We start from the raw sequence: 26,777 nt of genomic DNA, 5'->3' as shown, positions 1-26,777 counted from the left end.
CGGCCGTGCCGTCGGAAAGGAAGAACCGGATGAGTGTGCAACTCGAATGGGATGGCGGTACAGTGCCGCCCGATCCGGCCCCGTTCGCGCAGCGGCCGATACTGCCCGAAGACGATCCGTTCTACGTCCCACCGCCCGCGGTCGGGCGGTTGCGTCCCGGCGCTATCGTTCGCGCGCGTGCGGTGCGGATCGGCTTCTTCGGTCTTGTGCCCCAGCGCATCTCGGCCTGGCAACTGCTCTATCGGACGTGTGATCTGAACGGGGTGCCCGAGGTCGCGGTGACCACCGTGCTGTTGCCGTGGGGCGCGGATCCGGCCGAGCCGCGCCCGCTGGTGTCGTTCCAGTGCGCGATCGACGCGGTGGCCTCGAAATGTCTTCCGTCCTATTCGCTCCGGCGCGGCGCACGGGCGGCGGGGTCGATTCCCCAGCTCGAGCTGCCGCTGATCGCCAGCGCCCTGGCGAGGGGCTGGGCGGTGTCGGTGCCGGATCACGGTGGAACCGCGGGCCGGTTCGGCGTGGCCAGGGAGCCGGGATATCGCGCGCTGGACGCGGTGCGCGCCGCGCACGCCTTCGTTCCGCTGGGACTGGACCCGACCACACCCGTGGCGCTGTGGGGTTATTCGGGCGGGGGATTGGCCACGGCCTGGGCCGCGGAAATGGCCGCCGAATACGCGCCCGAGCTGAATATCGTCGGCGCGGTCGCCGGGTCGCCGGTGGGGGATCCGGCCGCCGCGTTCGTCCGGCTCAACGGCACCCTCTTCGCGGGATTCGCGGCCGTCTTCACCGCCGGGCTGCGCCGCGGCTACCCGGATCTCGACCGCATGCTGCGCGCGCATCTGGACGCGCGATATCTCGGCTGGCTGGCCGAGACCGAGACCACCGCGACGTTCCCGCTGCTGTATCGCTTCGCCCGGCGCGACATCGACAAACACAGTGACGCGGGACTGGCCGCCATGCTCGAGCAGGACGGGCTGCGGCGGATCCTCGACGACATCCACCCCGGCGGCCGAGCGCCCGCGATGCCCATGCTCGTGCTGCAGGGCGTGCACGACGAGGTGATCGCGACCGCCGACGTGGACGGCCACGTCGCGCGCTACGTCGCGGCGGGCGTCCACGTGCGCTACTTGCGCGATCGGCTCAGCACCCATCTGCTGCTGCAATTCCTGGCGCTGCCGGTCATGGTCGACTGGCTCGCCGGTCGCTTCGCCGGTCGTGAGCTGCCCGCGGCCGGTACGCAGACGCGTTGGTCGCTCGCCTTCGCCGGTCCGGCGCTGGGCGGCCACCTGCGATTCGCGGCCTTGCTCGTGCGCATGTGGCTCGGACGGCCGATCCGCGCACCGCGCCCGCCCGCGCTGTCGCGTCCCGGCCCGCGCCGCCTGTCGGTCTTTTCCGCGGCGCTCCGCAATCCGTTGTCCTGATCTTGCTCGGCCACCACCGAGACGTTGTTGAGCTGGCCTGATCGCACACCGTTACGCGCCGGGAACGAGATTCCGGTGTCACGTCACAAAGGTGTCCGTTTTGCTCTAGCGTGAGCACGGTTGGTGCCGAGAGGGGTCGTGGATGCGTAGCGGGATGCTGAGTGTGGCGCAATTGCGGGACCAGGTCGATACGGGTGAGATCGACACGGTGCTGGTCGCCATGACCGACATGCAGGGGCGACTGCAAGGGAAGCGCTGCGCGGCACGCTATTTCCTGGACGAGGTGCTCGAGCACGCCACCGAGGCCTGCGGCTACCTGCTCGCGGTGGACGTGGACATGACGACCGTCGACGGATACGCCCTCTCGTCCTGGGAGACCGGGTACGGAGACGTCGTGCTGCGGCCGGATCTGCGCACGCTGCGGACGGCCCCGTGGTGGCCGGGCACCGCGCTGGTGCTCTGCGACGTCGAGCACGTGGTGCCGGAAGGGCGGGCGGTCGCGGCTTCACCGCGCCAGGTGCTGCGCAAACAGTTGGACCGCTTGAGCGAGCGCGGCCTGCGCGCGTTCGTCGGGACCGAACTCGAGTTCCTGGTGTTCGACGACAGCTACGAGGCGGCCTGGAACGCGGGGTACCGCGGGCTGACGCCGGCCAATCAGTACAACGTCGACTACTCGATGCTCGGCACCGGGCGGATCGAGCCGTTGTTGCGCCGTATCCGCAAGGAGATGGACGGCGCGGGGATGTATGTCGAGTCGGCCAAAGGCGAGTGCAACCCCGGCCAGCACGAGATCGCGTTCCGGTACGACGAAGCTCTGGTCACCTGCGACAACCACAGTATCTACAAGACCGGTGCGAAGGAGATCGCGGCGCAGGAAGGGCGCAGCCTCACCTTCATGGCGAAATACAATGAGCGGGAAGGCAATTCCTGCCATATTCATTTGAGCCTGCGCGGCGAGGCCGGCGAGCCGGTCTTCGCGGGGGACGGCGCGGACGGCATGTCGCCGTTGATGCGGCACTTCATCGCGGGCCAGCTGGACTGCATGCGCGAGTTCACCTACCTGCTCGCGCCGAACATCAACTCCTACAAGCGATTCGTCGCGGGCAGCTTCGCGCCGACCGCGATCGCGTGGGGCCGGGACAACCGGACCTGCGCCATCCGCGTGGTCGGCGAGGACCATGGGCTGCGCTTCGAGAACCGGGTGCCCGGCGGTGACGTGAACCCGTACCTGGCCGTGGCCGCGCTGATCGCAGCGGGACTGCACGGCATCGACCGGCGGCTGCCGCTCGAGCCGGAATTCCACGGCAACGCCTATCACTCCGAGCGCCCCCGTGTGCCGCGTACGCTGCGCGAAGCGGCCCAGCTGTTCGGCGACAGCGCGGTGGCCCGCGCGGCCTTCGGTGATGATGTAGTTGAGCACTATCGCAACGCGGCGCGGGTCGAACTGGACGCCTACGACGCCGCGGTCACCGACTGGGAGCGTATCCGTGGTTTCGAACGACTCTGAGGTCGCGGGAGCCCGTCCCGTGATCGGCCTGCCCACCTATGTGGAGCAGGCCCGCTTCAACGCGTGGGATCTGCCGTGCGCGGTGCTGCCGCACGCCTACGTCGAGATGGTGGCCGCCGCGGGTGGCATCCCGGTGCTGTTGCCGCCCGCCGGCGTCGCGCGTCCCGAGCTGGTGCGACGGCTCGACGGGTTGGTGCTGACCGGCGGCGCGGACGTCGATCCAGCGCGCTACGGCGGCCCTGCCGCCGGAATCCCCGGCTACACCAGGCCGGACCGGGACGAGTCGGAGTTCGGCCTGTTCGAGCTGGCCAGAGCCGCGGGCATGCCGATTCTCGCGGTGTGCCGCGGGCTGCAACTGGCGAACGTGGCGCTCGGCGGCACGCTGATCCCGCATCTGCCCGATGTGGTCGGACACGAGGAGCACTCCGGCGTCGAGGGCGGGTTCACCGCGACCCGGGTGCTGACCATCGCGGGCAGCCGGGTCGCGCGGCTGGCCGGTCCGGAGGTGAAGGTGAACTGCCACCATCACCAGGCCGTCGATCGGCTCGCCGAGGGCCTGACCGCCACCGCGTACGCCGCGGACGGCACGATCGAGGCCGCGGAGTCCACCGACGGGTCGTTCCTGGTCGGCGTGCAGTGGCATCCGGAGGCCGACGCCACCGATCGCGGGCTGGTGCGGGCGCTGGCCGAGGCGGCGGACACCTATCGAAGGGAGCGGGACTCGTGACGACAGCGCAGGTGCTCAACCCGGCGACCGAACAGGTGGTCACCACCGTCGAGCTCGTCGGCGAAGCCGAGACCGATGCCGCCGTCGCCGCGGCGCAGCGCGCGGCGGCCGGGTGGCGCGAGGTGGCGCCCGGCGATCGGGCGAGATTGCTGCGCCGGTTCGCCGAGGCGGTCGACGCGGATGTGGAGCAGCTCGCCCGGCTCGAGGTCGCCAACGCGGGGCACACCATCGGCAACGCGCGTTGGGAGGCGGGCAACGTCCGCGACGTGCTGCACTACGCGGCCGGAATGCCGGAACGGTTGCTGGGCAGTCAGATTCCGGTCGCGGGTGGAGTCGACATCACCTTCCACGAACCGCTCGGCGTGGTCGGCGTGATCGTGCCGTGGAATTTCCCGATGCCGATCGCGGCCTGGGGTTTCGCGCCCGCGCTCGCCGCGGGCAACACCGTGGTGCTCAAACCCGCCGAGCTGACGCCGCTGACCGCGCTGCGACTCGGTGAACTGGCGCTCGAGGCGGGCCTGCCCGAGGGTGTGTTCCAGGTGCTGCCCGGCAAGGGGTCGGTGGTGGGAGAGCGCTTCGTCACCCACCCGGCCGTCCGCAAGGTGGTGTTCACCGGTTCCACGGAGGTGGGCACGCGGATCATGGCGGGCTGCGCTCGGCAGGTGAAGCGGGTGACGCTGGAACTCGGCGGCAAGAGCGCGAACGTCGTGTTCGCCGACGCCGACCTGGAACAGGCGGCGGCGACCGCGCCCTACGGCGTCTTCGACAACGCCGGGCAGGACTGCTGCGCCCGCTCCCGGATCCTTGTGCAGCGCAGTGTGTTCGACCGGTTCCTGGAGTTGCTGGAACCCGCTGTGCAGGGGGTGCGCGTCGGCGACCCGTCCGACGAATCCACCGAGATGGGCCCGCTGATCTCGGCCGCGCACCGGGAGCGAGTGGCCGAGTTCGTGCAACCCTCGACCAAGGTCGCGTTCACCGGAAGCGCGCCCGACGGTCCCGGATTCTGGTATCCGCCGACCGTGGTGCTGCCCGGCGCGCCCACCGACCGGGTGCTCACCGACGAGGTGTTCGGGCCGGTGGTCGCGGTGGTCCCGTTCGAAGACGAGGCCGACGCGCTGCGCATCGCCAACGACACGAATTACGGCCTCTCCGGTTCGATCTGGACCCGCGACGTCGGCCGCGCGCTGCGCGTGGCCCGCGGTGTGGAGGCGGGCAACCTGTCGGTGAACTCGCATTCGTCCGTGCGGTACTGGACGCCGTTCGGCGGCTTCAAGCAGTCCGGGCTCGGGCGCGAACTCGGCCCGGACGCCGCGCTCGCCTTCACCGAGACCAAGAACGTCTTCCTCGCCACGTAGTGACACCCGCACATCCGACAGGAGATACGTTGCAGCGCTTACAGGATCGAGTCGCCGTCGTCACCGGCGGCGGGAGCGGTATCGGTCTGGCCACGGTCCGTCGCTTCGCGGCGGAGGGGGCGAAGGTGGTGGTCGCTGACATCGACGCCGGGACCGGCGAGGCGGCCGCCAAGGAGGTCGGCGGCCGGTACGTGCACGTGGACGTCACCGACGAAGACCAGGTCAAGGCCCTTTTCCAGACCGCGGTCGACACCTACGGCGGGCTGGACATCGCGTTCAACAACGCGGGCATCTCCCCGCCGGAGGACGATTCGATCCTGACCACCGGCATCGACGCGTGGCGGCGGGTTCAGGAGGTCAACCTGACCTCCGTGTACCTGTGCAGCAAGTACGCCATCGAGCACATGCTCGAGCGCGGCAAAGGATCGGTGATCAACACCGCCTCGTTCGTCGCGGTCATGGGTGCGGCGACCTCGCAGATCTCCTACACCGCCTCCAAGGGCGGCGTACTGGCGATGAGCCGCGAACTCGGCGTGCAGTTCGCCCGCGACGGCATTCGGGTGAACGCCCTGTGCCCCGGGCCGGTGAACACCCCGCTACTCCAGGAACTGTTCGCCAAGGACCCGGAGCGCGCCGCCCGCCGCCTGGTGCACGTGCCGCTCGGCCGGTTCGCCGAACCGGAGGAGATCGCCGCTGCCGTGGCCTTCCTCGCCAGCGACGATTCCTCGTTCATCACCGCGTCCCAGTTCCTGGTGGACGGCGGCATCGCGGGCGCCTACGTGACGCCGCTGTAGGACCTACTTCGGCGCGCCCAATCGTGCGCCGCCGTCGACGCGCACCACGATTCCGGTCGTGAACGCGTTGTCCACCAGGAATTCGATCGCGTGGGCCACGTCGTCGGCGGTGCCGACCCGCCCCACCGGCGTGGTCGCGGCGATCTGGTCGAAGACCTCGGTGCGCGCGCCGTCGGGCAGGAAGCTCCACCATTCGGTGTCGATCACGCCGGGGGACACCGCGTTCACGCGCAATGGCGCGAGCTCGACCGCCAGCACCGGAACCATCGCCTCCACACCGGCATTGACCGCCGCCAGCGCCGCGGTGGCGGGCATCGAGCCGCCCGCCGAGGCCGCCGACACCAGGGTGATCGAACCGCCCTCGTTCAGGTGCGGCAGCGCGGCTTGCATCGCGGCGGTGTGCGGGAGCAGTTTGCCCTCGACGTGGCGGCGCAGATGCTCGAGTTCGAGCTCACGGAACGGCGTCGTGCCCGACGGTCCGGTCACGGTCACCACCACATGGTCGATCGGCCCGATCTCCGCGAAGAATCGGGTCAGTTCCGCCTCGTCACGCGCGTCCACGGTACGGCCGGTGACGTTCTCGCCGAGATCGGCCAATGCGGCCTCGAGCCTGCCCTTGTCGCGACCCGCGACGATCACCTCGTGCCCGTGGTCGGCGAGCCTGCGCGCCGCGGCCAGGCCGATGCCCGATGTACCGCCCACGATGACGACCCGGTTGCCCACAACATCCTCCTGATTTTCGAAGCTCTGTGTCTCGAAATATAAACGAGGCATGGTGTCTTGTAAAGTGTCGGCATGACCGGAACCCGTGGCCGCCCGCGCAGCGAGGAAACCAGGCGCGCCATCCTGCGCGCCGCGCTGGAACTGTGTGAACGGGACGGCTACCAAGACCTGACCATCAAGGCCATCGCCGACGCCGCGGGCGCGGGCAGGCAGACGGTGTATCGCTGGTGGCCGGACAAGGCCGCGGTGCTCATGGAGGCGCTGGCCGGGCTCGTCGAGGAGAACCCGGCATTGCGTGTGCGCGCCGAGTCCGCCGACGTGCTCGCCGAGGTCGAAGGCTTGCTCACCGCGACCTACGAGCTCACGCGCGAGCTGACGGGGCAGGCTCTGGTGGGACTGATGGCCGACGCGCAACGCGATCCGGCGCTGTCCGAGCGATTGCAGGACGCCGTGATCGGCCCGCGTCGTGAGGTGTTGCGCACGCTGCTGCGACGAGGTGTGGACAGTGGTCGGTTCACCGGGGCGGTGTCGTTGGACCTCGTGGTCGATTTCGCTTTCGGAGTGATGTGGTACCGCCTGCTCGGGCGGCACGCTCCGGTCGACGGGGCGTTGGCGAGGGAAGTCGCCGCGGGTATCGCCGCCATGCTCGGGCCGAAGTGAGCGCGAGCGCCGTCGTATCGCGACCGTCGTGGAGGCGGTGACCGGTGCGACTCGAGTGCATATGTGACTGGCATCACAATTGCTAGTTGAGTCGCAGGTCAGCGCAGATGTGTTCGCCCTCTTCCTGTTACGTGACTGTTTGCCCGGGGCGAATCCTGGGTATCGGTCTGTTTCGTGCCACACCTTCGGTTCTCGCGGCCGGAGGTGGAACGAACCGAGGTCCGTGACGGACTGGAGAGGACGTGCACGTGACCGATCGAACTTCCGAGAGTTTCCCGCTGCGACGTTCCGTCGCGGCCTCCGCCATGGGCAACGCGACCGAATGGTTCGACTACGGCGTCTACGCGGCCACCGCGACGTATCTGACCGATGCCTTCTTCCCCGGGGAACTGGGCACGCTCGGCACCATGCTCGGCTTCGCCATCTCGTTCGTGCTCCGGCCGCTCGGCGGCATGGTGTGGGGCCCGCTCGGTGACCGCATCGGCCGTAAAGCCGTGCTGGCCACCACGATCCTGCTCATGGCCGCCGCCACCGGCGCCATCGGCGTGTTGCCCACCCACACGTCCGTCGGCGTGCTGGCGCCCATCCTGCTGATTCTGCTCCGCGTGGTGCAGGGCTTCTCGACCGGCGGCGAATACGGCGGCGCGGCAACGTATCTCGCCGAGTGCGCGTCCGACCGCAAACGCGGATTCCTCGGCAGTTTCCTCGAATTCGGCACGCTCGCGGGCTTCGTCGGCGGCTCCGCGACGGTGCTGGCCTGCCAGCTCGCGCTCGGTTCGGACACCATGCACGACTGGGGCTGGCGCATCCCGTTCCTGATCGCCGTCCCGCTCGGCCTGACCGGCTGGTACCTGCGGGCCCGGCTCGACGAGAGCCCGGTGTTCACCGAGGTCGCCGAGCACAAGCGCCCGCCAGGCGGTCTGCGTGAAGTGGTGACCACCTACCGGCGCGAGACGCTGACGCTGGCCGGACTGGTGGTCGCGCTCAACGTGGTCAATTACACGCTGCTGACCTATCAGCCCACCTATCTGCAGAAAACGATCGGCTTGGGCGAATCGGCCACTACCGCGATGATGCTGCTCGGTCAGTTGGTGATGATGCTGGTGCTGCCGTTCTTCGGCCGGCTGTCCGACAACGTCGGCCGCCGTCCGATGTGGTTGTTCTCGCTGACCGGTCTCAGCGTGCTCGCGGTGCCGATGTACTGGCTGATGGGCCAGGGCACGGTATGGGCGATCTTCGGCTTCATCGTGCTCGGACTGTTGTACCTGCCGCAGTTGTCCACCATCAGCTCCACCTTCCCCGCGATCTTCCCGACCCATGTCCGGTACGCGGGCTTCGCGCTGGCCTACAACGTCTCCACCGCGATCTTCGGCGGCACCGCCCCGCTGATCAACGAGGCCGTCATCGAGGCAACCGGTTGGTCGCTGTTCCCCGCCGTCTACATGGTCGGCGCTTCCCTGATCGGCCTGGTCGCCTGGAACTACCTGCGCGAAACCGCCGGAACCTCGCTGCGCGGCACCGAAGTTCCCGACGCGGGTGAGTCGAGTCCGGACCCGAATCCTGACCTCCCCGCCCAGCCCGCGTTCTGAATCACGGCGTCGAAACATCCGGTGGGAGTGTGCGCGGTCGTATCGGCCACCTGAATGCCGAGCCGCCACGAGCCTGTGCGTCGATCGATGCCGGAACATCGTTGATCTCAGCGGACACCGCCCGCCAAGTCGGCGAGACGTTCGTACATCAGGGCCAGATCGCGCTGGTAGCCGAGATCGGATGGCGCCGAGCGCACCAGATGGTCGGCGACAGCGAGTCCGCGGCGGAAATGCTGAGCCGCGCCGGCGATATCGCCGGTGTCGCGAGCGAGGCTGCCCAGTTTGTCGCAGCAGGACAGCAGATCGCGGCGATAGCCGAGGTTGCCCGGGTCGGCGGCCGACAGTTCCTCGGCGATCTCGGCCGAGCGGTTGTACCAGTCCCGCGCGGCATGGTGGTCGCCGCTCGCTCGCGAGAGAGTGCCGAGGCGGTCGTAAGTGACCGAGAGGTCGCGGCGGTAAGACGGGTTGGACGGCTGAGAGTCCACCAGAGCGAGATCGATGGTCATGGCGTTCCGGTACGCGCGATCGGCTTCGGCGAGGTCGTTCCGTGCACGGGCATGGTCGCCGAACCGGTGGTAGCAGAACGAGAGATCTCTGCGGTAGGTGCTGTTGTCCGGCGCGGATTCGACCAGGCTCGCGGCGACCGCGATGGCGTGCTCGTACAGTCGCGTCGCCTCTCCGTGATCTCCCTGGGCGGCTACGACTCTGCCGAGCGCGTTGTAGGCCAGCAGCAGATCACGCCGATACCGAAGGTTCACCGGGTCGGCGGCCGACAGTTTCTCCGCATGAATCAGGGCAGGCCTGCAGTGGGTGGCCGCGCCGTCGTAGTCGCCCTGATCCATCGCCAACGAGCCCAGCGCATCGTGGACGACCAAGAGGTCGCGACGATATCGGAGATTGCCAGGTGCGCCCGCGGCCAGTTCCTCCGTGCCCTCCAGCGCACGTCGGTAGAACCGGGCGGCTTCGCCGAAATCGCGCCATTCTCTGGCGATGTCGCCGAGCACATTGCACGTGACGACGAGGTCGCGGCGGTACTGCGGATTGGTGGGATCGGCGGCGAGGAGTTCCTGTGTGAGAGCGAGGGCGCGATGGTAGTGCCGGATGGCCTCGTGCGGATCGCCGTTCGCGCGGATCGCCCCGCCGAGCCGGTCTACGGTGATCGAGAGGTCGCGTCGGTATCCGAGGTTCGAGGGTTCGGCAGCGACGAGCGCTTCGGCGATCTCCATCGAGCGCCGGTACAGGCGGATCGCTTCGTCCAGATCTCCTCGAGTCCGGGCCATTTCGGCGAGCTTGTCGTAGCCGATCGAAAGATCCCGCTGGTACTGGAGGTTGTCCGGATCGGCATCGACCAGTTCTCGCGCCATGCTGATCGCGAGCTGGTAGCGCCGAGCGGCCTCATCGAGGTCGCCGGTGGCCGACGCCAGATCGCCCAGCTTGTTGTAGGACACCGAGAGATCGCGTCGATAGAGCGTATTCCCCGGGTCGGCCGCGGCGAGTTCCTCGGTGAGGAGGAGCGTGACCCCGTAGTGGCGCGCGGCTTTGTCGGCATCGCCCGCGGCGTGGGCGATGTCGCCGATCTTCTCGTTGACGACAGCGAGATCGCGGCGATACACGCGGTTCGCGGGTTCGGCCTCCGCGAGTTCTTCGACGATGGCGAGCGCGCAGTAGTGCAGTCTGGTCGCCGTGTCGACCGCGCCCGCTTTCCGTTCCAGATCGGCCAGTTTGCCGTACGACACCGACAGATCGCGGCGGTAACCGGAGTCGGCCGGTTGCGCGGTGGCGACACGTTCCCCGATGGCGACGGAGCGTCGGTACAGGCGTCCGGCTTCGGCCGCCCCGCTCGCGAGCGGGGTGAGTTCACCGTCGGAATCGCGCTCCTCGGCGAGGGGGCTGTCGAGGTCGTCATCGAGACCGAGGAGGAACGCGCGGCGGTACAGTCGCCCGGCTGCCCGCGTGTCGCCTGCGGCACGGAGACGATCGCCGATCTCGATCAAGGAGAGCGTCAGCTGTCGCGTGCTCCCGGAGTTCGACCCGTCGGCCGGGCTATTCGGTATCGAGCTGAGGAGGAGATGGGTGATCGAGCCGGGAAGCCGGACTTCCGGGTCGCCCTTCGAGGAATCCGCGATGTATTCGGCCAACCGGCGATGATGAGCGGCGACATACTTCGCGCAGGTGGAGGCGATGTATTCGTCTGTCGTGCGGAGCCGGGAGAGGATTTCGAAGCATCGCTCGCGCTGGCGGAGAGAAGCGCTGTGCACGCCGTCGGCCAGCAGCCGTACCCCGGCGTCTGTTTCCGCGCGCAGCGCCTGACCGACGAGCGCGTCGCCGAGCGGGCCGGGCGAGGGATCGAGATACCGCTCGCTCGGGAACTGGGACCGCAGCCACTGGACGAGCGCCACCCGGTCGGCGGCGGTATCGGGTCCATTCCCGAAGACGACTGTCATCAGCTGTTCCGCCTCGGCGGAATCATCCGCGCCGAACAAGGTCGCCACTGCGACGGCACGGCGCAGGTCGGCTTCGGGAACTCCGTCCGGAGCGGTCTCCTGCCACTCGCGAAACGGATCGATCGCTTTCGCGGAACTCTGCGGACGGGGCGTCGGAGCCGGTCCGGTGCCTTCGAGCGTTTGATCTTCGAACATGCGATCCCCCAATGGATTTCGTGAGCGAAAGAGCGCCGATCCTGGTGCTCAGGCTAACAGCGGGGTCCGACAGGTTCGGGCTCGTCGTTGTATGGGATCGCGTCGTGGTCGAGCGTCGTGGATGTGGGACTCGGTCACGCCGAGGAGGGTGACTCGTCGTCCTCCGGCCAGTCGTCCTCGATGACCAGCGTCCCGTCGCGCAGCGCGGTCGCGTACTGGTCGGCGACCAGGTCGGCGGGGTAGGTCGGCCAATAGGAGACCGCGCCGGTGGGCTTGTCGATGACGCAGACGGAGCCGCCGACGATCACCGGCGGACTGTCCGGGTCGACGTGCGGCGAGCGGGGGAAGGTGGCGACGGCGACGAAGCAGGTGTCGAACTCCGCTAGCTGATAGGTGATGCCTCGATCGGCGTAATCGCCGTTGGTGAGATGCCGCTCGGCGATCCGGTGTGCCTCGGTCGGGTCCACCGGTGTGGTCGCGTCGGTGGGGTAGGCGTGGATGTCCATGTGTCGATGGCAGCGGGGGTGTGGCCGCCTGCTCCTTCCGGGTCTCTGGATAGCACGATGGCGGCTCGGCGCAAGCCGGTTTGCGGTCAGTCGAAATGGATGGTGGACAGCATCTTGCGGGCCAGGATCTCTGGATCGGAGTCGGTGGCCAGTGCTGAATTATGCAGTGCGCCTTCGCGCCACAGCGAAGCGAAGCCGTGCACCAGCGACCACGCGGCGAGTCGGGTCGACAACTGACGGTCCTGACTGTGGCTCGGCTGGATGCTCGAAACGCCGGAGCGCAGCGCCGACCCGGATCGTTCTCGCGCGGCGCGCAGAGTCTCGTTCTCCGCGTGGAGAAGGCTGTGCCGGAACATCACGTCGAAGTGTCCCGGATGCTCGCGCGCGAAGCGAATGTAGGCCACCGCGACCTCGCGAAAGTCCGAACCGGCCTGCGCGAGCTGTTCGGCCAGCAGTTCGAATCCCTCGGTGGCCAACGCGGTGAGCAGTCCTGCTCGATCACCGAAGTGGTGGGCGGGCGCGGCGTGCGAGACGCCCGCGTGCCGGGCCAGGTTGCGCAGGGAGAGCGCGTCGACGCCGTCGGCGGCGATCCGTTCGGCGGCGGCGGTGAGCAGTGCCGCGCGGAGATCTCCGTGGTGATAACCGTCCTTCGCCATACCTCGATGGTGACCCATCATCTAGACATTGACAAGTTCATGACCGCAGCCGTATCTTTCCACTGTCAAGATTTGCTCTTCGATCCACAGGAGATCCCGATGGCACCGCTGGTCGTCCTCGTCGCCGTCACCGCACTCGCCCGGCTCATCGGCTGGCTCACCGGCAACGGCTGGCTCGATTCGTGGGCGCACGCGACCGCGCTCGGGCTGGCCGCGATGCTCGCGCTCACATCGAGCGCGCACTTCCTCCAGCCGCGCCGCGACGCTCTGGTCGCCATGGTGCCGCCCCGGCTGCCGAACGCCCCGGCGCTGGTGACGTCGACCGGTGTGCTGGAACTGGCGGGTGCGGTCGGCGTCCTCATTCCCGCGACCGCCGACCTGGCCGCGGCCTGCCTGATCGCGCTGCTGGTGGCGCTGTTCCCGGCGAACGTCCGCGCCGCCCGCGCCGAACTGGGCATCAAGACCATGCCGCTGCCGCTGCGGGCGCTGGTTCAGGTCCTGTTCATCGCGGCCTGCGTGGTCATAATCGTCGGCTGAGAACGGCGAAAGGCCCGCTCACGCATCGCAATCGATGGGTGAGCGGGCCTTTGCCGGGTCGGCGTTCAGCTGCCCCGCAATGCCTTGGCTATGGTGCGGCGCATGAACGGCCGCGCGATGTCCTCGGGCAGGTTCGCCCAGGCCAGGAAGAACCGCGTGAGCGGGTCGAGCGCGATGTGGTGGCGGCCGCGTTCCAGGCCGCGTACGGCGGCCTCGGCGACGCGCTCGGCAGGCATCGGCTCGATCGACCCGGTGATCGCCTTGGTCTCGACCGGCTTACGGTTGTTCTCCATGGCCAGCCCCGGTGTGTCGGTGTCGGCCGGATAGATCACCGTGACGTCCACGCCTTTCGGCTCCACTTCGTAGCGCAGGCACAACGCCAGCTGCCGGATGCTCGCCTTGGTCGGTCCGTAGGCGGTATACCCGGTGATGCCGAGAAACGCCGACGTGGAGCTGACCAACAGGATCTTTCCCCTGGACCGCTCCACCATGCCGGGCAGCACCCGCCGCACCGCGTGCACCGCACCGAGATAGTTCGCCGACATCTGCGCCTCGAACTCGTCGGGCCGCACTTCGAGGAACCGCCCGGGCAGCGCGAGACCGGCGCAGCAGGCGATGACCTCGCACGGTCCGTTGCGCTGCTCCAGTTCCGTGATGGCCGAGGCGAGTTGCTCCGCGCTCGTGACGTCCGCGGCGGCCCAGTCCGCGCCCAGTCGTTTCGCGGTGTCGCGCAGCGGAAGCTTCCGCCGCGCGATGAGCGAGACCTGCGCCCCACGCCCCGCGAAGGCCTCCGCCACCGCGGCGCCGATCCCTTCCGATCCTCCGGTGACGATGACGTGCTTGCCGACCCAGTCCTTGACCCGTGCCATCGCGGCGACTCAGGCTCGACTGGCGGTGACGATGTCGGCGATCCGGTCCCGCCACAGCAGATAGGTGGCGGAGCTGCCGTCGTCGGGCAGATCATCGAGCGAACTCTCGATCAGCGCGTCGGTCTTCGCCACGGTGGTCCCGCAGAAGACCTGCGCCGCCGCTTCGCTGTGCTCGTTGACGCTGTTGGTCTGCTGCCGGATGCGGGCGACCATGGCCGAGCCCAGCGACAGCTGCGGCCGGAACTCGCCGGCCACGTCCCAGAGTTCCTCCATCGCAGCCGATTCCACGCCGCCCGCGAAGGTGACGGCGATGCCGACGCCGCTCCACAGATCGGCGTGCCGGTTCGGCTCGAACTCGCCGATCAGCCGCACGACACCGGCCGGGCTGCCGCCGCCGATGAACCACAGCGCGCGGCCCATGCCCTGGTCCGCGATGCGCTTCAGGTTGTCGCGGTCGCCGAGCCAGCCGGGGTAGCGGGTCTCGACGTGCTTGTCCCGCACGTAGCGCTGCATCTGGAAGAACGCCTTGTAGAAGCCGTAGCCGTCGATGGCGAGCCAGCGGAACAGCGGGTGCTGCGGGAACAGCTTCTTCCACCGGAACTTCGGGATCTTCGCCATGGCGAGGCCGACGCCGACGTACATGGTCAGCGCGTATTCGCTGGCCGGGCCGTCGATCAGGTCGGCGGCGCGCCGGCCGGGCGAGAGCGAGTCGACAGCGGTGAGGCCGACTGCCGCGCCCTCGTAGGCGAACCCGCGGTACTTCGGCGGCACCCGCAAGAGGGTGGCGATCAGCTCGTCGTTGTCGGAGCTGCGGACCGCGGAGTCGATGCCGCCGACCAAATGCATCGTCACCTGCTCGAGTTCGAGCGCGGTGTGCTGGTCGGGCTGCTCGAACCCGCTGAGCACCTGGCGGACACTGGCCGGACTGGGGACGAACAGGGCCGCGCGCAGCGGACCCAACGGCGAGGGCATGGGGTTCTCCAATCGTCGGAGGAGTGGGGGATCGTCACAGGATCAAGCGACGGAAGCCGCCGTCGAAGAAGGTCAGCGTTCCCGTGGCGGCCAGTTCGGCGTCGCGTTCGGCGTGTACGACCTCGCCGACGACGATGCTGTGGTCGCCGCTGTCGAATACGGCGTCGAGCTTGCACTCCAAGCCCGCGGCCGCGTGCGCCAGCATCGGCGCCGCGGTGTGCGGTCCGGGGAACCACTCGACCTGGTCGAATTGCGCGCTGCCGTCGGGGCGCGCCGAGTCGGCGAAATACCGGGCCACCGGCTCCTGGTCCGCGGAAAGCACCGAAACGGCGAACGCGCCCGCCTCGTGGATCGCCCGGTGCAGGCGCGCCGTATGGGCGACGCACACCAGGATCAGCGGGGGATCCAGCGAGACGGACGTGAACGCGTTGGCGGTCATGCCGTGCGGCCGTGGCCACCCGGTGGTGACCACGGTGACACCGGTGGTGAACGCGCCGAGCACGCGGCGCAGCTCGGCGCGGTCGGTCATGAGCGGGCGGCCTCCTTCTCCGGTTCGGGTTCACCCGCGATGTCGGCCTCCAGGTCGTCGGCCACCACGGGCTGCTCCGCCGCTTCCGGCGCGGCGCCCCGTTGCCGCCACCATTCGGCGATGCCGCGCACCCACCAGTAGACGCCGCGCGCGCCGCAGACGATGACCAGCGCGATGAACAACCCGTAGGAGATGTGCAGCGCGGTGACCACGCCGTACATGATGCCGACCGAGGCGCCGAACATGATCTGCTGCTTCTTGCCCGACGGGGTGGTGCCCGGGTCGGTGACCATGTAGTTGGTGAACAGGACGAACGCCAGACCGGTCATCATGCTCAGGCCGGCCAGGATCGAGATGTTCGGTTCGATGAGCCCGCGCACGATGGCCTGCAGCGCGAACGCGCCCACCCACGCCATGATCAGCGGCATCTTCAGCGTCAGCTTGGCGTTGAGCATGGTGCCGGTCGTGAGCAGGCCGAGCACGATGAGCGCGTCCGCCGGTCCGGTGATGTATTCGGTGAAGTGGTACGGCGGTGCGACCGCGATCATCGGGAACACCAGGAAGCACACCACGACACCGAAGTTCGACGGGTTCATGAAGTGGCGCATCTTGCCGTTGATCTTGGCGCGCAGCACCCACTTCGTGCCGACCGCGACCACGATGCCGAAGATCACCGGCCACAGCTTGTCGTGCGCGAAGGTCAGGAAGTTGAACGCCAAGCCGGTGATGTGCGCGGGCAACAGGAATTCGAACAACCCACGCGGTCCGCGGCCGCGGAAGGCGGGCGCACGCTTGTACGCCCAGGCCGCCAGGACCTCCAGCCCGATTTCGGTGGTGTAGGCGGTGGCCAGTGCGATGAACGGCCAGAGGAACGGCTGCTCGAAGCCGAGCAGCGGGAACCCGATCAGGTTGAAGATCGTGATCGAGATGGCGAAGTTGCGCAGCGCCAGGTAGCGCGGATCCTTCGTCGCCGCGGGCTTTTCCATCCATTCCTTGGCGAATTCGGTGCCCGAGCGCTGCATCGACGAGATGCGTTCGGCGGTGGTCGTCGGTGCGGCCGTGCCGTTGCTTTCGGGAGCGGCGCCGTTGCCGTTGGCCGCGCCGTTGCCGTTGGCCGCCGATGTTTCGTGATGACCGTTCGAGGCGGCTTTCGCCTCGCCCGGATCCTTGTTGTCGTTGTCGCTCATCGCTGCTTGACCTCCTGCGCGTCCGAGGCGAGGTTCACGGTGTGCCAGCCCGGCGCGAGCTGGAGGGATTGATCGTGCGGGGTGCCGTTGGTCTCCCGCCAGCGGAGCGTGACGTTCAACGGAGCGGCCGGATCGACCTCGCCGAGGCCGATGTGCACCTCGGTGGCCCGCTTGCCGGTGTGCCCGCTGCCGCCGTCGAGGTGGCTGGTGAGCAACCGGCCGTCCGGGGTGCGGACCTCGACCTGGGCGTCCACCGCCGGAACGCCCTGCGGGGGCAGACCGGCGACGGTGGTCGTGGCCGCGTTGCCCTCCCAAGCCTGCTTGAACAGCTTCAGGCCGAGGAACTGGCCGCCCTTCGCCTTGTTGTTGTGGTAGAAGGTCGGGTCGCCCCACTGGCGGGCGACGGCGAAGCTGAGCGCGCCGTTGCCGGAGGTGTCGCCGACCGCGATGCCGCGCGAGGGCACCGGGGTGTCCATGCCGAGCGCGTGGGTGAGGTTGGCGAACTTGCCGTCGTCACCGCGGCTGAAGAAGCCGACCGGATTGCTGCCCGCCAGATCGGCGTCCGAGCTGATGATCGGCCAGGCCCAGGGGTACCTGGTCAGGTCGTCGTTCATGGTGCCGAGTTCCTGGATCTGCGGCCACCGGTTGGTCTCACCCTTGATCATGCCGGTCGCCTGGATCAGTTCGTTGCGGCCGTCGTTGTCGAAGTCATCGATCTTGGCGTCCCAGCCCCAGGTCTCCCAGGCCAGCCCGACGTCCGTGGCGCGGTTCTTGAACGGCGCGATGCCCTCGGCCAGTTGACGTGCCGCGTCGGCGGTGTCTTTGGCCGTGTTGTAGAACGCGAAGTGGCCTTCCATGAGCGCGAAGCGCACGGCGATGTTGCTGACGAACAGGTCGGGCATGCCGTCGCCGTTCAGGTCGCCGAAGTCGGCCGCCATGCCCTTGTCCGAATCATGGCCCATCACATAGGACTTCGGCTCGGTGATGCCGCGTTCGCCCTCGGCGTAGCCGAAGCGGATCTGGCCCGGTGTGGACTTGTTGACGAACAGGCGGTCGCGCCCGAAGTCGTTGGCCACGTACAGCTCGGGAAGCTGATCGCCGTTCAGGTCGGCCGCGGCGGCGGCCAGCGCCCATCCGGTGTCCATGCCGATCGGGAACGGGTTGGCCACCTCGCGGTATTCGGCGGTCGGCTCGTCACCCGATTTGGCGGAGGCGAGGGTGAAGATGCGATCCTTGCCGCCGTTGCGCGCGTTGGACAGCGAGTCGGTCATCCACAGCGCGAGCTGGCCGTCCTTGGAGAGCACGTCCATGTCGTTGAAGTACTGGCCCAGGTAGATGTCCGGCTTGCCGTCACCGTCGAAGTCGGACACCGAGACCGCCGCGGTGATCCAGCGCTGGCCCTCGTAGTGCCCGTCCGGGGTGTTCGGGGACGGCACGATGTCGACCGGGCGGAACGCCTTGGCGTCCAGGTGGGTCGCGTTGGCGCGCTGCAGGTACAGGATCGGCGTGCGGCCGTAGTACGACACCAGTGCGTCCATGCGGCCGTCACCGTTGAAGTCGCCCGGGATGCAGCCGGACGGAACCGTGGAGGAGTCGGCGGGCAGCGGCCGCGGATCGAGCACGAAGGGCTCGTACCGGGCGGTGTTGCTGTCCGGCGTCGGCGTGATGAAGGCCGTGTCGGAGCGGGGGTCGACCACGCACAGGTCGTCGGCAAGCCGGTTGCCGTCGAAGTCGTTCATCGCGATGGCCGCGCCGACCGAGGAGATCCAGGCCGACAGGTGCTTGTACGGCTCGCGCAGCTCGCGGATCTTGCGGTCGGTCGGCAGGCCCTTTGGCAGCGCGATCGGCATCGCGGTGAAGTCGAACTTGCTCGCGATGGGGCCGCCCGCCTCGTCGTAGGTGGGCAGCAGCGCCGACCGTGCGGGAATGAACAGCGAGCCCATCAGCAGCAGCGCCACCCCGGGCACCACCGCCTTTCGGAGGAGGGATCGATTGATGGGAATTTTCACGAGTGCTGCTCCTCATGGGCGAGTGTGAATTGCTGTCCCGCGGTGTCCGCGAGTCCGTCGAGCACCTCGCGCAGCGTGGCCAGCGCCTGGTCCATTTGCTGCTCGGTGTGCCTGCAGTTGATGAAGAACCGCAGCCTGGCCTCTCCCGCCGGGACGACCGGGTGGGTGATGGCGTTCACGCTGAAGTCGCGTTGCAGCATGGCCAATGCCGCCAGCACGGCCGGTTCGTCGGCGCCGGTCATCACGGGGATGATCGGCGAACCCTTCGACGTGCCGATGTCGAAGCCGTAGTCCTTGGCGCGGCGGTGGAAGTACTCGCTGTTGTGCCGCAGCCGCGTCACGCGTTCCGGCTCGTCGCGCAGGACCCCGAGCCCGGCCAAGGCGGCGCCGATCGCCGACGGGGCCGGGGCGGCGGTGTACATGCTCAAACCGCCCGCGACGTACTTGAATCCGTCGACCAGTTCCCGGTTGCCCGCGAGGTAGCCGCCGACGCTGCCGAGCGCTTTGGACAGCGTGCCCATCCAGACGTCCACGGCGTCGCCGGGCAGGTCGAACAGCTCGCGCACACCGTGCCCGGTGGCGCCGAGGGTGCCGAACGAATGCGCCTCGTCGATCATGATCGAGCAGTCGTAGCGCCGGGCCACCTCGATGATCTCGGGCAACCGCACCACGTCGCCGTCCATGCTGTAGAGGCCCTCGATGATCACCATGGCCCGGTCGAAGCTGCGCCGCGACATCTTGAGGATCGTCTCGAGCGATTCCGGATCGTTGTGCCGGAAGGAAACTCGCTTGCAGCGCGACCACTCCGTGCCGGAGACCACGCTGTGGTGGATCAGCGCGTCACAGACCGCGAGATCACGCTTGCCGAGCAGGAATCCGACCGCGGCGGCGTTGGTGAGGTAGCCGCTCGCGGTCACCAGCGCCGCCTCGGTGTCGTAGATGCGCGCGATCTCGGCTTCCAGCTCGCGATAGATCGGCAGCTCGCCCGCCACGATCCGGACCGCGGCGGCGGAGGTGCCGTACTGATCGATCGCGTCCTTGGCGGCCTGTCGTACCCGGGGGTCGGCGGCCAGGTCCAGGTAGCCGAAGCTGCTGAAGTTCACCACGTCCCGATCGGCCATCCGGGTCACCGCGCCGCTGATGCCCTCGTGCGGCAGGTAGTACGGGTTGACCAGACCGACCTCGTTGACCCAGGCGTCGAACCGCCCGAACCGCTGCGCGGCCTCGAGCACGCCGGGGTGGTCACGGAACGACGTGTGCGCGACTCCGCGCGACGCGCTGTTGCCGGTCGCCGCGGTAGGGACGGCGGGGCCGTCCGCGGCACGCGCGCCGTTGCCGGTCGCCGGGGCGGTGTTCTCGCCGTTGGCGTGCCTGGCCAGCAGTGCGCGGGCCAGTTCCCTGTTGTTGCCGGTCATTCGTCCTCGCTCCTCGCCGCGCGCTCTTCTTCCTGGACAATCTGCTCGGCAATTCGCGCGCCGAGCCCGCGCAACGTCAGTCCGATCACGGCGAGCACCGACAGCTGGGTGCCGAGCACTTGCACCACGCGGGCGCCGAACTCCATGCCCATCAGCGAATCCATGCCGAGCTCGGGCAGCGGGGTGTTCAGATCGATCGTCTCGGCGTCGACGCCGAGCACCGCGGCCAGCTGCTCGGCGAGCAGGTAGGCCACCACCTCGCCGCGCTGCTCCACCCCCAGTTGAAGGATCTCCGCCCGCAGCGCGCCCGCGCCCGACGCCCCGCCGCCCGCGGCCGCCACCTGGTCGGCGAAACGCGGTGTGCGGGTGGACGGGCGATGCGCCAGCGCCCACTGACTCCAGTCCACGTCGAACAGCACGATCTGCGGCAGGTTCAGCCGCAGGCATTCGCCCAGCAGATCGGTGGCCACGTCCATGTCCACCGAGCGGTAACCGGTCATCTCCGCATATCGGCTGACCGCCTCGTAATCGGCCATGCCGCCGCCACCGCTCATGAAGCCCCAGTTCACCGCGAGTGCGGCGGCGCCGCGGGCCCGGCGGGCGGACGCGATCATGTCCAACACGGAATTCGCTGCCGCGTAGCCGAATTGGGGCGAGATGCCGACGATGCTGCTCGCCGAGGAGAACAGCACGAACATGTCGAGGTCGATGTCGGCGGCGGTGACGGCGGTGTCCAGGTTGACCGCACCGGCGACCTTGGGCCCGAAGATCTCCGCCAGCGACTCGGCGGTGATCTGCGGGACCTCGAGGTTGTTCACCACGCCGGCCGCGTGGAACACCCCGCGCAGGGGATGTCCACTGGCCTGAATGCGTTCGACCAGCGCGGCGACGGCGTCGTAGTCGGCCATGTCGAGACGCTCCTCGACGACCTCCACGCCCGTGGCGGTGAGCTCGGCGACCGCGGCGCGGGCCGCGTCACCGGTCGCGCCGCTGCGTCCGGCCAGCACCACGCGCCGCGCGCCGATCCGCACCAGCCAGCGCGCGGTGGCCAGGCCGAACGCGCCGAAGCCGCCGGTCACCAGGTAGCTGGCCGCGGGGTCGATCGGCAGACTCGGCCGCTTGGCCAGCACGGTCGGTTCCGGCTCCCGCAGATCGAGCACGACCCGGCCGATCTGCTTGGACCGCACCACGGTCTCGAACGCCTCGGCGGTCGACGTGAGCGGGAACGCGGTGTACGGCAGGTACTCGTAGGTGCCGTCGTTCAGCGCGTCCATCGCCCGGCGCGCCGCGCGGCGGACCAGTTCGGGGCGCACGGCCAGGGCGCGGTCCATGTCCACGGCGAAGAACGACAGGTTCCGGTCGAAGGGGCGCAGGTCGATCGCGCCGCCGCCGTAGATGTCGGCCTTGCCGATCTCGATGATCCGCCCGAACTCGGCGGCCGCCCGCAGGTTCTGCTGAAGGATCTCGCCGGGGGAGGAGTTGTAGATTACGTCGACGCCACGTCCCGCGGTCAGGCCGAGTACGTCGTCGACGAAGCTGATCGAACGCGAGTTGACCACCTCGTGCGCCCCCGCCGCCGCGGCCACCGCTCGGCGCTCTTCCGAGCCCGCCGTCGCGATCACCCGCGCACCGAGGCGCACCGCCACTTGGACCGCGGCCATGCCCATGCCGCCCGCCGCGCCGTGGATCAGCACCGTCTCACCCGGTCGCAGGTGCGCGAGCTCGCCGAAGGCGAATTCGGCGGTGAGGAAGGGCAGTACCGAGCTGGAGTGGCACGGGTCGAGCTCGGTGTCCGGGTAGTCGAGTGGCATCGTGGCGCCCTCGTCGGGCCGGAGGGTGACGTACCTGCGAACCAGGTCCCTGGCACACACCGACATCTCGTCCCCGACGGCGACCTCGGTCACTCCCGGGCCGACGCGCTCGACCACGCCGAAACCGTCCATACCCAGGTCGGTGCCGAAATACGTGCCGGCCAGCTCCTTTTCGGTGAGCACACCGAGCACCTTGAGCGCGTCCTTGTAGTTCAGGCCCACCGCGTCCATCCGGATCTCGACCTCGCCCGGCCCCGGCGGCACGCGATCGACCGCGCGCCACGCCAGGTCCGACAGCAATCGGGAGCGCGGAACCTCCAGGCGGAAAGAGGTTTCCGGGTCGGTCAGCGGCGCGGCCTCGTCCCAGACCGCCAGATGGTCGCGCAGGGACTTGCGCAGATGCAGCGCCCAGCACGCGCCCGCCCGCAAGGCGACCTCGTCGGCTCGTCCGTCGCCGAACACCTGCTCCAGGATGTCCGCGGCGCGCGTAGTGGATTCGGTGTCGACCAGTCGCCACTGCACCGCGGGCTGCTCGTTGCGCAGCGTGCGCCGGGCGCCGGTGAGCGCGGCCTGCGCGGGATGGGCGAAGGCGTCGACCGGCAGGCAGAACGCCTGCTCGGTGACCACCACCGCGCGCACCTCGGTCGCCGGGGCGTCGTCGTCCTCCTCGCCGACCACCAGTTCGCCGACCGCTTTGGCGACCTGGGCGAGCCCGTAGGCGTTGGGCACCGCGTCCAGTTCGGCGCCGGACACCACGACGAGGCGACCGCGCGTCACGCCGGGCCGCTCCTGCGCGGCGCGCAGGGCGGCGAGGACACGATCGGAGGCGTCGGCCTCCTCCGGTTCCAGGGTCAGGATCTCCGCCGACGCTCGCGCGCTGGCGATCTCCTTCGCGCGCTGGGAGACGGTGCTGCCCAGGCTGACCACGAGCAGGAACTCCTCCCCGTCCGCGGGTTCGTCGGCGGTCGCTGTGTCGTCGACGATGGACCACACCGGCTCGTAGAACAGCCCCTCGAGCTGCTCGTGCAGATCCGGATCGCCCCCGAGGGCGGCAAATCGAACACCTGAAAGATGCAGTGCCACGGCACCTTCCGGCGAAGCGACGGTGATGTCCGCGCACAGCGGGTCGCCGTCAACGCGGCGGACGAGCACGACGGCCTGCTCGGGCAGCGGGCCGGTCCAGCGGACCCCGGCGACCGAGGACGGCACCACGACGCTCGCGCCGTGCGCGGTCTGCGCGTACAGCGCCGCGAAACATTGCAGCGCGGCGTCGACCGCCGCGGGATGGGCCAGATGCGGCAGGCTCGGCGCGCTCCCGGCCAGCGGCGTGAGATCCAGCCGGGCCAGCACGGAGTCGGAACCCACGCTGGCGGCGGTGATCAGCCGGAAGCTCGGTCCGTAGGCGAGGCCGTGCGCGGCCAGGCCGTCGTAGAGCGTCGCCGCGGACACCTCCACCGCGTCGGCCGCCGGGGTGAGGTCGACGGAGCGCGCGTCGACGTCCGCCTCGATCAGCCTGCCGTACGCGTTGACGGTCCAGGTGGTCGCGGTGGCGGCGCGCGAACGCAGGGTGAACCTGTGGGTGGTCTCCTCGACGGTGAGACGCAATACCGGCACGTCGTGCCGGCCGATCACCAGCGGCGCGACGAACTGGACCGACTCCAGCCCGAAGCAGGCGCGACCGGTCCGCACCGCGACGGCGCTGAGCGCGGCGTCCAGATAGGCCGCGCCCGGCAGCACGACGGAACCGTCCACCACGTGATCGGGCAGCCACGGCAGCGCGGCCACCGACAACTCGACTTCCCACTCCGGCGCGGACGCCGCGGTGCGCTGGCCGAGCATGACGTAGCCGTCGACCGCGCCGACGCGGTCCGCCTCGATCGCCGGGTCCTCGGTCCACAGCGTGCGGCGTTGCCACGGGTAGCGAGGCAGATCCAGATGCGCCACAGGCGTTTCCGTCGCGCCCGGTGCGTGCGCCGTGTCCAAGCCACCCGTCTGGTACAGCTCGCCGACCGCGCGCAGCAGGTTGTCGCGGTCGTCGGCGTTGCGGGACAGCGTGCTGATCGCCGCGCCGTCCAGGCCGCGGCGCACGAACGCCTCCTTGATGTTGCCGCTGAGCACCGGGTGCGGTCCCACCTCGAGGAAGACCCGGTGGCCTGCGTCGAGCAGGCTGTCCACGGCCGCGCCGAACCGCACCGGCTCGCGCACGTTGCGGCACCAGTACTCGGCGTCCCAGTCGGGGCCGGACAGTTCCCCGCCGGTGACGGTGGACCAGATCGGCACCCGCGCGGGTCGCGGCGCGAGTCCGGCGAGCACGGTGGTGAGTTCGCCGAGGATGGGGTCCATCAGGTGGCTGTGGTAGGGCACCTCGACGCGCAGCGTCCTGGCGAAGACGCCTTCGGCGGTGAGTTCCTCCCGAATACGGTCCAATTCGGCCGAGTCGCCGGACAGTGTCGCCGCGGAGTGGCTGTTGATCGCCGCGACGCAGACGCCCGCAACGCCCGCGAGACGCTCGCGCAGTTGGTCTTCCGACAGGCCGACGGCGAGCATGCCGCCGGTGCCCGCGGTGGTGGCCTGCAATCGGGCGCGGTGATAGCTCACCAGCAGCGCGTCGTGCAGCGACAGCGAGCCCGAGGCGTAGGCCGAGGCCACTTCGCCGACGCTGTGGCCGACCACCGCGGCGGGGTGGATGCCGAGTTCGGCGAATTCGGCCAGGAGCGCGGCCTGGACCAGGAAGTTCGCCGGCTGCGCGTACGCGGTTCTGGTGATCTGCGACTCCGCCTCGGGGCGCAGCAGTTCCTCGACGATCGACCAGCCCGCGATGTCCTGGAAGATTTCGTCGATCGATCGCGCGGCGGCGGCGAAATGCCCGCCGGCCTCGAGCAGGCCACGGGCCATGCCCCACCACTGCGGGCCCATGCCGCTGAAGACGAACACCGGCTGGGTGGAGCCGTCGGTGAGCGCGCGGACGGGTGACTTGCTCGCGCCCGCGGCGAAATCGGCCAGCTGCGCGCGGAGATCGTCGGTGTCGCGGTAGGCGAACGCCGCGCGGATCGGATGGTGCGCCCGCTGCGTCCACGCCGCCTCGGTCACCGCGTCCGCGGGGATGGTCTCGGTCAGGTCGTGCACCTGGGTGGCCATCGTGCGCAACGCGGTCTCGTTGCGGGCCGACAGCGGCAGCACCGTGATCGGCCCGCGCTTCCGCTCCTGCGCGGGCGCTTCCGGCGCACGGGTGAGGATCGCATGGGCGTTGGTGCCGCCGTAGCCGAAGCTGTTGACCGCCACCGCGGCCCGGCCGTCGTCGTTGGGCAGCGGTTCGGTCTCCAGCGGAATGCGCACTCGCAGTTCGTCGAACCGGATCTCCGGGTTCGGGTTGTCCAGCCGCAGTTGCGGTGCGATGACGCCGTGGTGCAGCGTCAGCGCGGCCTTGATGAGGCCCGCGACGCCCGCGGCGGCCTCGGTGTGGCCGATGTTGTTCTTCACCGAGCCGACCGGCAGCGGTTCGTCGCGGCCCTCGACCGCGCCGTACACCGCGCCGAGCGCGGCCAATTCGAGCGGGTCGCCGACGGGCGTGCCGGTGCCGTGCGCCTCCACATAGCGGACGTCGTGCGCGTCGATGCCCGCCAGCCGGTGCACCCGCCGGGCCAGCGCCTCCTGCGCGGCCGGGTTGGGCACCGGGATGGCCAGTGTGCGGCCGTCCTGGTTCACGCCGCTGCCGCGCACCACCGCGTAGATCCGGTCGCGGTCGCGGACCGCCGCGTCGAGCGTCTTCAGCACCACGGCGCCGGCGCCCTCACCGCGCCCGTAGCCGTCGGCGGCCGCGTCGAAGGACTTGCACCGGCCGTCGACCGCGAGGAACCGGCCCTTGCACATGGAGATGAACGCCTCGGGTCGCAGCATCGCGTTGGCGCCGCCGACGATCGCCGTCTCGCACTCGCCCGACTCCAGCGCCAGCACCGCCTGGTGCAGCGCGACCAAGGAGGAGGAGCAGGCGGTGTCGATGGTCATGGTGGGCCCGAGCAGATCCAGCAGGAACGCGATGCGGGCCGACAGCAGCGTGTGTGACGAGCTGGTCGGGCTGTGGCTGTTGATCGAGGCCCTGGCCACCGAGCCGCTGCGCACCAGCGCGTTGTCGTTCATGAAGCCGCCGACGAACACGCCGACCTCGCGGCCGCCGACCCGGCCCGCCATCCCCGCGTCGTCGAGCGCCTCCCAGGCGACCTCGAGCAGCAGCCGCTGCTGCGGATCCATGATCGACGCCTCACGCTGGGAGATGCCGAAGAACTCGGCGTCGAAGTCCCACAGCGACTGGGTCAGGAATCCACCATGCCTGGTGTACATCCGCCCCGGGGCGTCCGGGTCCGGGTCGTAGAACTTCGCGAGGTTCCAGCGGTCCGCCGGTACTTCCACGATCCCGTCGCCCTTGTGCACGACGAGATCCCAGAAAGTGTCCGGTCCGTCGATGCCGCCCGGAAAACGGCAGCCGATACCGACAATTGCTACATTGGGCATGAAAATCCCCTGATGCTCGGGCATTCGGAAACGCAGACGGTTTCACGTCGGCGTCGTCGAATCAGCGTGGAGACAGCCGGAATCGCGGCGCCGGTAAACCTGTTCGGCCATGGCGTCGTCCGGCGGTGAAGTGGTTCCGCGGTAGGAGGTCAGTGTCCACCCATGGTAGGAGCGGCGATTCGCGAAGGTCAATACGGAATCGTGCGGGCGGTTACCGAAAACCATTGCTGGGCAAGTAATGCCGAATTCGTCATCAACGCAGTTCAGAGGGGGTATGACGGGATTATTCCGGCGTTATTACAGAGTTATCGAGCGGTGGAACGGGTGTGAATTACATCGTTATTCCGATGTTATTCCGTACCGTC

General features: G+C 69.2%; 19 protein-coding genes. 8 read left to right on the top strand and 11 right to left on the bottom strand.

Annotated elements, in window-relative coordinates:
- Positions 1 to 29 precede the first annotated feature (29 nt).
- From AB0L97_RS15265 to AB0L97_RS15245, 5 genes are all read left to right on the top strand, one after another.
- Positions 30 to 1,418 (top strand): lipase family protein, encoded by a 1,389-nt coding sequence (locus AB0L97_RS15265; protein ID WP_364429481.1) that lies wholly within the window; start codon positions 30 to 32, stop codon positions 1,416 to 1,418.
- A gap of 142 nt (positions 1,419 to 1,560) precedes the next feature.
- Positions 1,561 to 2,925 (top strand): glutamine synthetase family protein, encoded by a 1,365-nt coding sequence (locus AB0L97_RS15260; protein WP_364429478.1) that lies wholly within the window; start codon positions 1,561 to 1,563, stop codon positions 2,923 to 2,925.
- A complete protein-coding gene (locus AB0L97_RS15255) occupies positions 2,906 to 3,652 on the top strand; it encodes a gamma-glutamyl-gamma-aminobutyrate hydrolase family protein (RefSeq protein WP_364429475.1) in 747 nt (248 codons plus the stop codon). The genes AB0L97_RS15260 and AB0L97_RS15255 overlap by 20 nt, the downstream gene beginning before the upstream one ends.
- Positions 3,649 to 5,007 carry an aldehyde dehydrogenase family protein gene (locus tag AB0L97_RS15250; RefSeq protein WP_355077752.1) on the top strand — a complete coding sequence of 453 codons (1,359 nt, stop codon included), beginning with the start codon at positions 3,649 to 3,651 and terminating at the stop codon, positions 5,005 to 5,007. The genes AB0L97_RS15255 and AB0L97_RS15250 overlap by 4 nt, the downstream gene beginning before the upstream one ends.
- 29 nt (positions 5,008 to 5,036) lie before the next feature.
- Positions 5,037 to 5,801 carry a 3-oxoacyl-ACP reductase gene (locus tag AB0L97_RS15245; protein WP_355077750.1) on the top strand — a complete coding sequence of 255 codons (765 nt, stop codon included), beginning with the start codon at positions 5,037 to 5,039 and terminating at the stop codon, positions 5,799 to 5,801.
- Between the two features lie 3 nt (positions 5,802 to 5,804).
- On the opposite strand, the gene AB0L97_RS15240 is transcribed toward AB0L97_RS15245, so the two are convergent.
- A complete protein-coding gene (locus AB0L97_RS15240) occupies positions 5,805 to 6,524 on the bottom strand; it encodes an SDR family oxidoreductase (RefSeq protein ID WP_364429470.1) in 720 nt (239 codons plus the stop codon).
- A 72-nt stretch (positions 6,525 to 6,596) separates the two neighbouring features.
- On the opposite strand from AB0L97_RS15240, the gene AB0L97_RS15235 reads away from it, so the two are divergent.
- Both AB0L97_RS15235 and AB0L97_RS15230 read left to right on the top strand, forming a co-directional pair.
- Positions 6,597 to 7,184: a TetR/AcrR family transcriptional regulator gene (locus AB0L97_RS15235; protein ID WP_355077747.1), complete on the top strand. Its 588-nt coding sequence runs from the start codon at positions 6,597 to 6,599 to the stop codon at positions 7,182 to 7,184.
- Between the two features lie 305 nt (positions 7,185 to 7,489).
- The gene (locus AB0L97_RS15230) at positions 7,490 to 8,773 is read left to right on the top strand and encodes an MFS transporter (protein WP_364429625.1); all 1,284 of its coding nucleotides are present in this window, start codon (positions 7,490 to 7,492) and stop codon (positions 8,771 to 8,773) included.
- 107 nt (positions 8,774 to 8,880) lie between these two features.
- Here the strand turns inward: AB0L97_RS15230 and AB0L97_RS15225 are convergent, their stop codons facing one another.
- The 3 genes from AB0L97_RS15225 to AB0L97_RS15215 all read right to left on the bottom strand — a co-directional run bounded on the left by AB0L97_RS15225 (position 8,881) and on the right by AB0L97_RS15215 (position 12,574).
- Entirely contained in the window at positions 8,881 to 11,412 is a 2,532-nt protein-coding gene (locus tag AB0L97_RS15225) for a tetratricopeptide repeat protein (protein WP_364429466.1), read from the bottom strand.
- A 134-nt stretch (positions 11,413 to 11,546) separates the two neighbouring features.
- Positions 11,547 to 11,918 carry a hypothetical protein gene (locus AB0L97_RS15220; RefSeq protein ID WP_355077744.1) on the bottom strand — a complete coding sequence of 124 codons (372 nt, stop codon included), beginning with the start codon at positions 11,916 to 11,918 and terminating at the stop codon, positions 11,547 to 11,549.
- An 86-nt stretch (positions 11,919 to 12,004) separates the two neighbouring features.
- A complete protein-coding gene (locus AB0L97_RS15215; protein WP_355077742.1) occupies positions 12,005 to 12,574 on the bottom strand; it encodes a WHG domain-containing protein in 570 nt (189 codons plus the stop codon).
- A 99-nt stretch (positions 12,575 to 12,673) separates the two neighbouring features.
- Here AB0L97_RS15215 and AB0L97_RS15210 point away from each other — a divergent pair, with 99 nt between their 5' ends.
- The gene (locus tag AB0L97_RS15210; protein WP_364429461.1) at positions 12,674 to 13,111 is read left to right on the top strand and encodes a hypothetical protein; all 438 of its coding nucleotides are present in this window, start codon (positions 12,674 to 12,676) and stop codon (positions 13,109 to 13,111) included.
- A 65-nt stretch (positions 13,112 to 13,176) separates the two neighbouring features.
- On the opposite strand, the gene AB0L97_RS15205 is transcribed toward AB0L97_RS15210, so the two are convergent.
- Genes AB0L97_RS15205 through AB0L97_RS15175 form a run of 7 tightly spaced genes read right to left on the bottom strand, consistent with a single transcriptional unit; the run spans position 13,177 to position 26,412 of the window.
- On the bottom strand, positions 13,177 to 13,980 hold the full coding sequence (locus AB0L97_RS15205) for an SDR family oxidoreductase (RefSeq protein ID WP_364429458.1): 804 nt from the start codon (positions 13,978 to 13,980) through the stop codon (positions 13,177 to 13,179).
- Positions 13,981 to 13,989: 9 nt separating this feature from the next.
- Positions 13,990 to 14,952: a DUF1702 family protein gene (locus AB0L97_RS15200; protein ID WP_364429455.1), complete on the bottom strand. Its 963-nt coding sequence runs from the start codon at positions 14,950 to 14,952 to the stop codon at positions 13,990 to 13,992.
- Positions 14,953 to 14,986: 34 nt separating this feature from the next.
- Positions 14,987 to 15,481, bottom strand: a complete 495-nt coding sequence (locus tag AB0L97_RS15195; RefSeq protein ID WP_355077734.1) for a flavin reductase family protein — start codon at positions 15,479 to 15,481, stop codon at positions 14,987 to 14,989.
- Positions 15,478 to 16,668: an enediyne biosynthesis protein gene (locus AB0L97_RS15190; RefSeq protein WP_355077732.1), complete on the bottom strand. Its 1,191-nt coding sequence runs from the start codon at positions 16,666 to 16,668 to the stop codon at positions 15,478 to 15,480. The genes AB0L97_RS15195 and AB0L97_RS15190 overlap by 4 nt, the downstream gene beginning before the upstream one ends.
- A complete protein-coding gene (locus tag AB0L97_RS15185) occupies positions 16,665 to 18,677 on the bottom strand; it encodes a CRTAC1 family protein (RefSeq protein WP_356961060.1) in 2,013 nt (670 codons plus the stop codon). The genes AB0L97_RS15190 and AB0L97_RS15185 overlap by 4 nt, the downstream gene beginning before the upstream one ends.
- Entirely contained in the window at positions 18,674 to 20,092 is a 1,419-nt protein-coding gene (locus AB0L97_RS15180; protein WP_364429449.1) for an aminotransferase class I/II-fold pyridoxal phosphate-dependent enzyme, read from the bottom strand. Before AB0L97_RS15180 ends, AB0L97_RS15185 begins: the two co-directional genes overlap by 4 nt.
- On the bottom strand, positions 20,089 to 26,412 hold the full coding sequence (locus AB0L97_RS15175; RefSeq protein WP_364429446.1) for an SDR family NAD(P)-dependent oxidoreductase: 6,324 nt from the start codon (positions 26,410 to 26,412) through the stop codon (positions 20,089 to 20,091). Before AB0L97_RS15175 ends, AB0L97_RS15180 begins: the two co-directional genes overlap by 4 nt.
- Positions 26,413 to 26,777: the final 365 nt, after the last annotated feature.

Origin of the sequence: Nocardia sp. NPDC051911, from assembly GCF_040681035.1 — a bacterium.
Lineage (GTDB): Bacteria > Actinomycetota > Actinomycetes > Mycobacteriales > Mycobacteriaceae > Nocardia > Nocardia sichangensis.
This window is presented reverse-complemented; position numbering and strand designations above follow the sequence as displayed.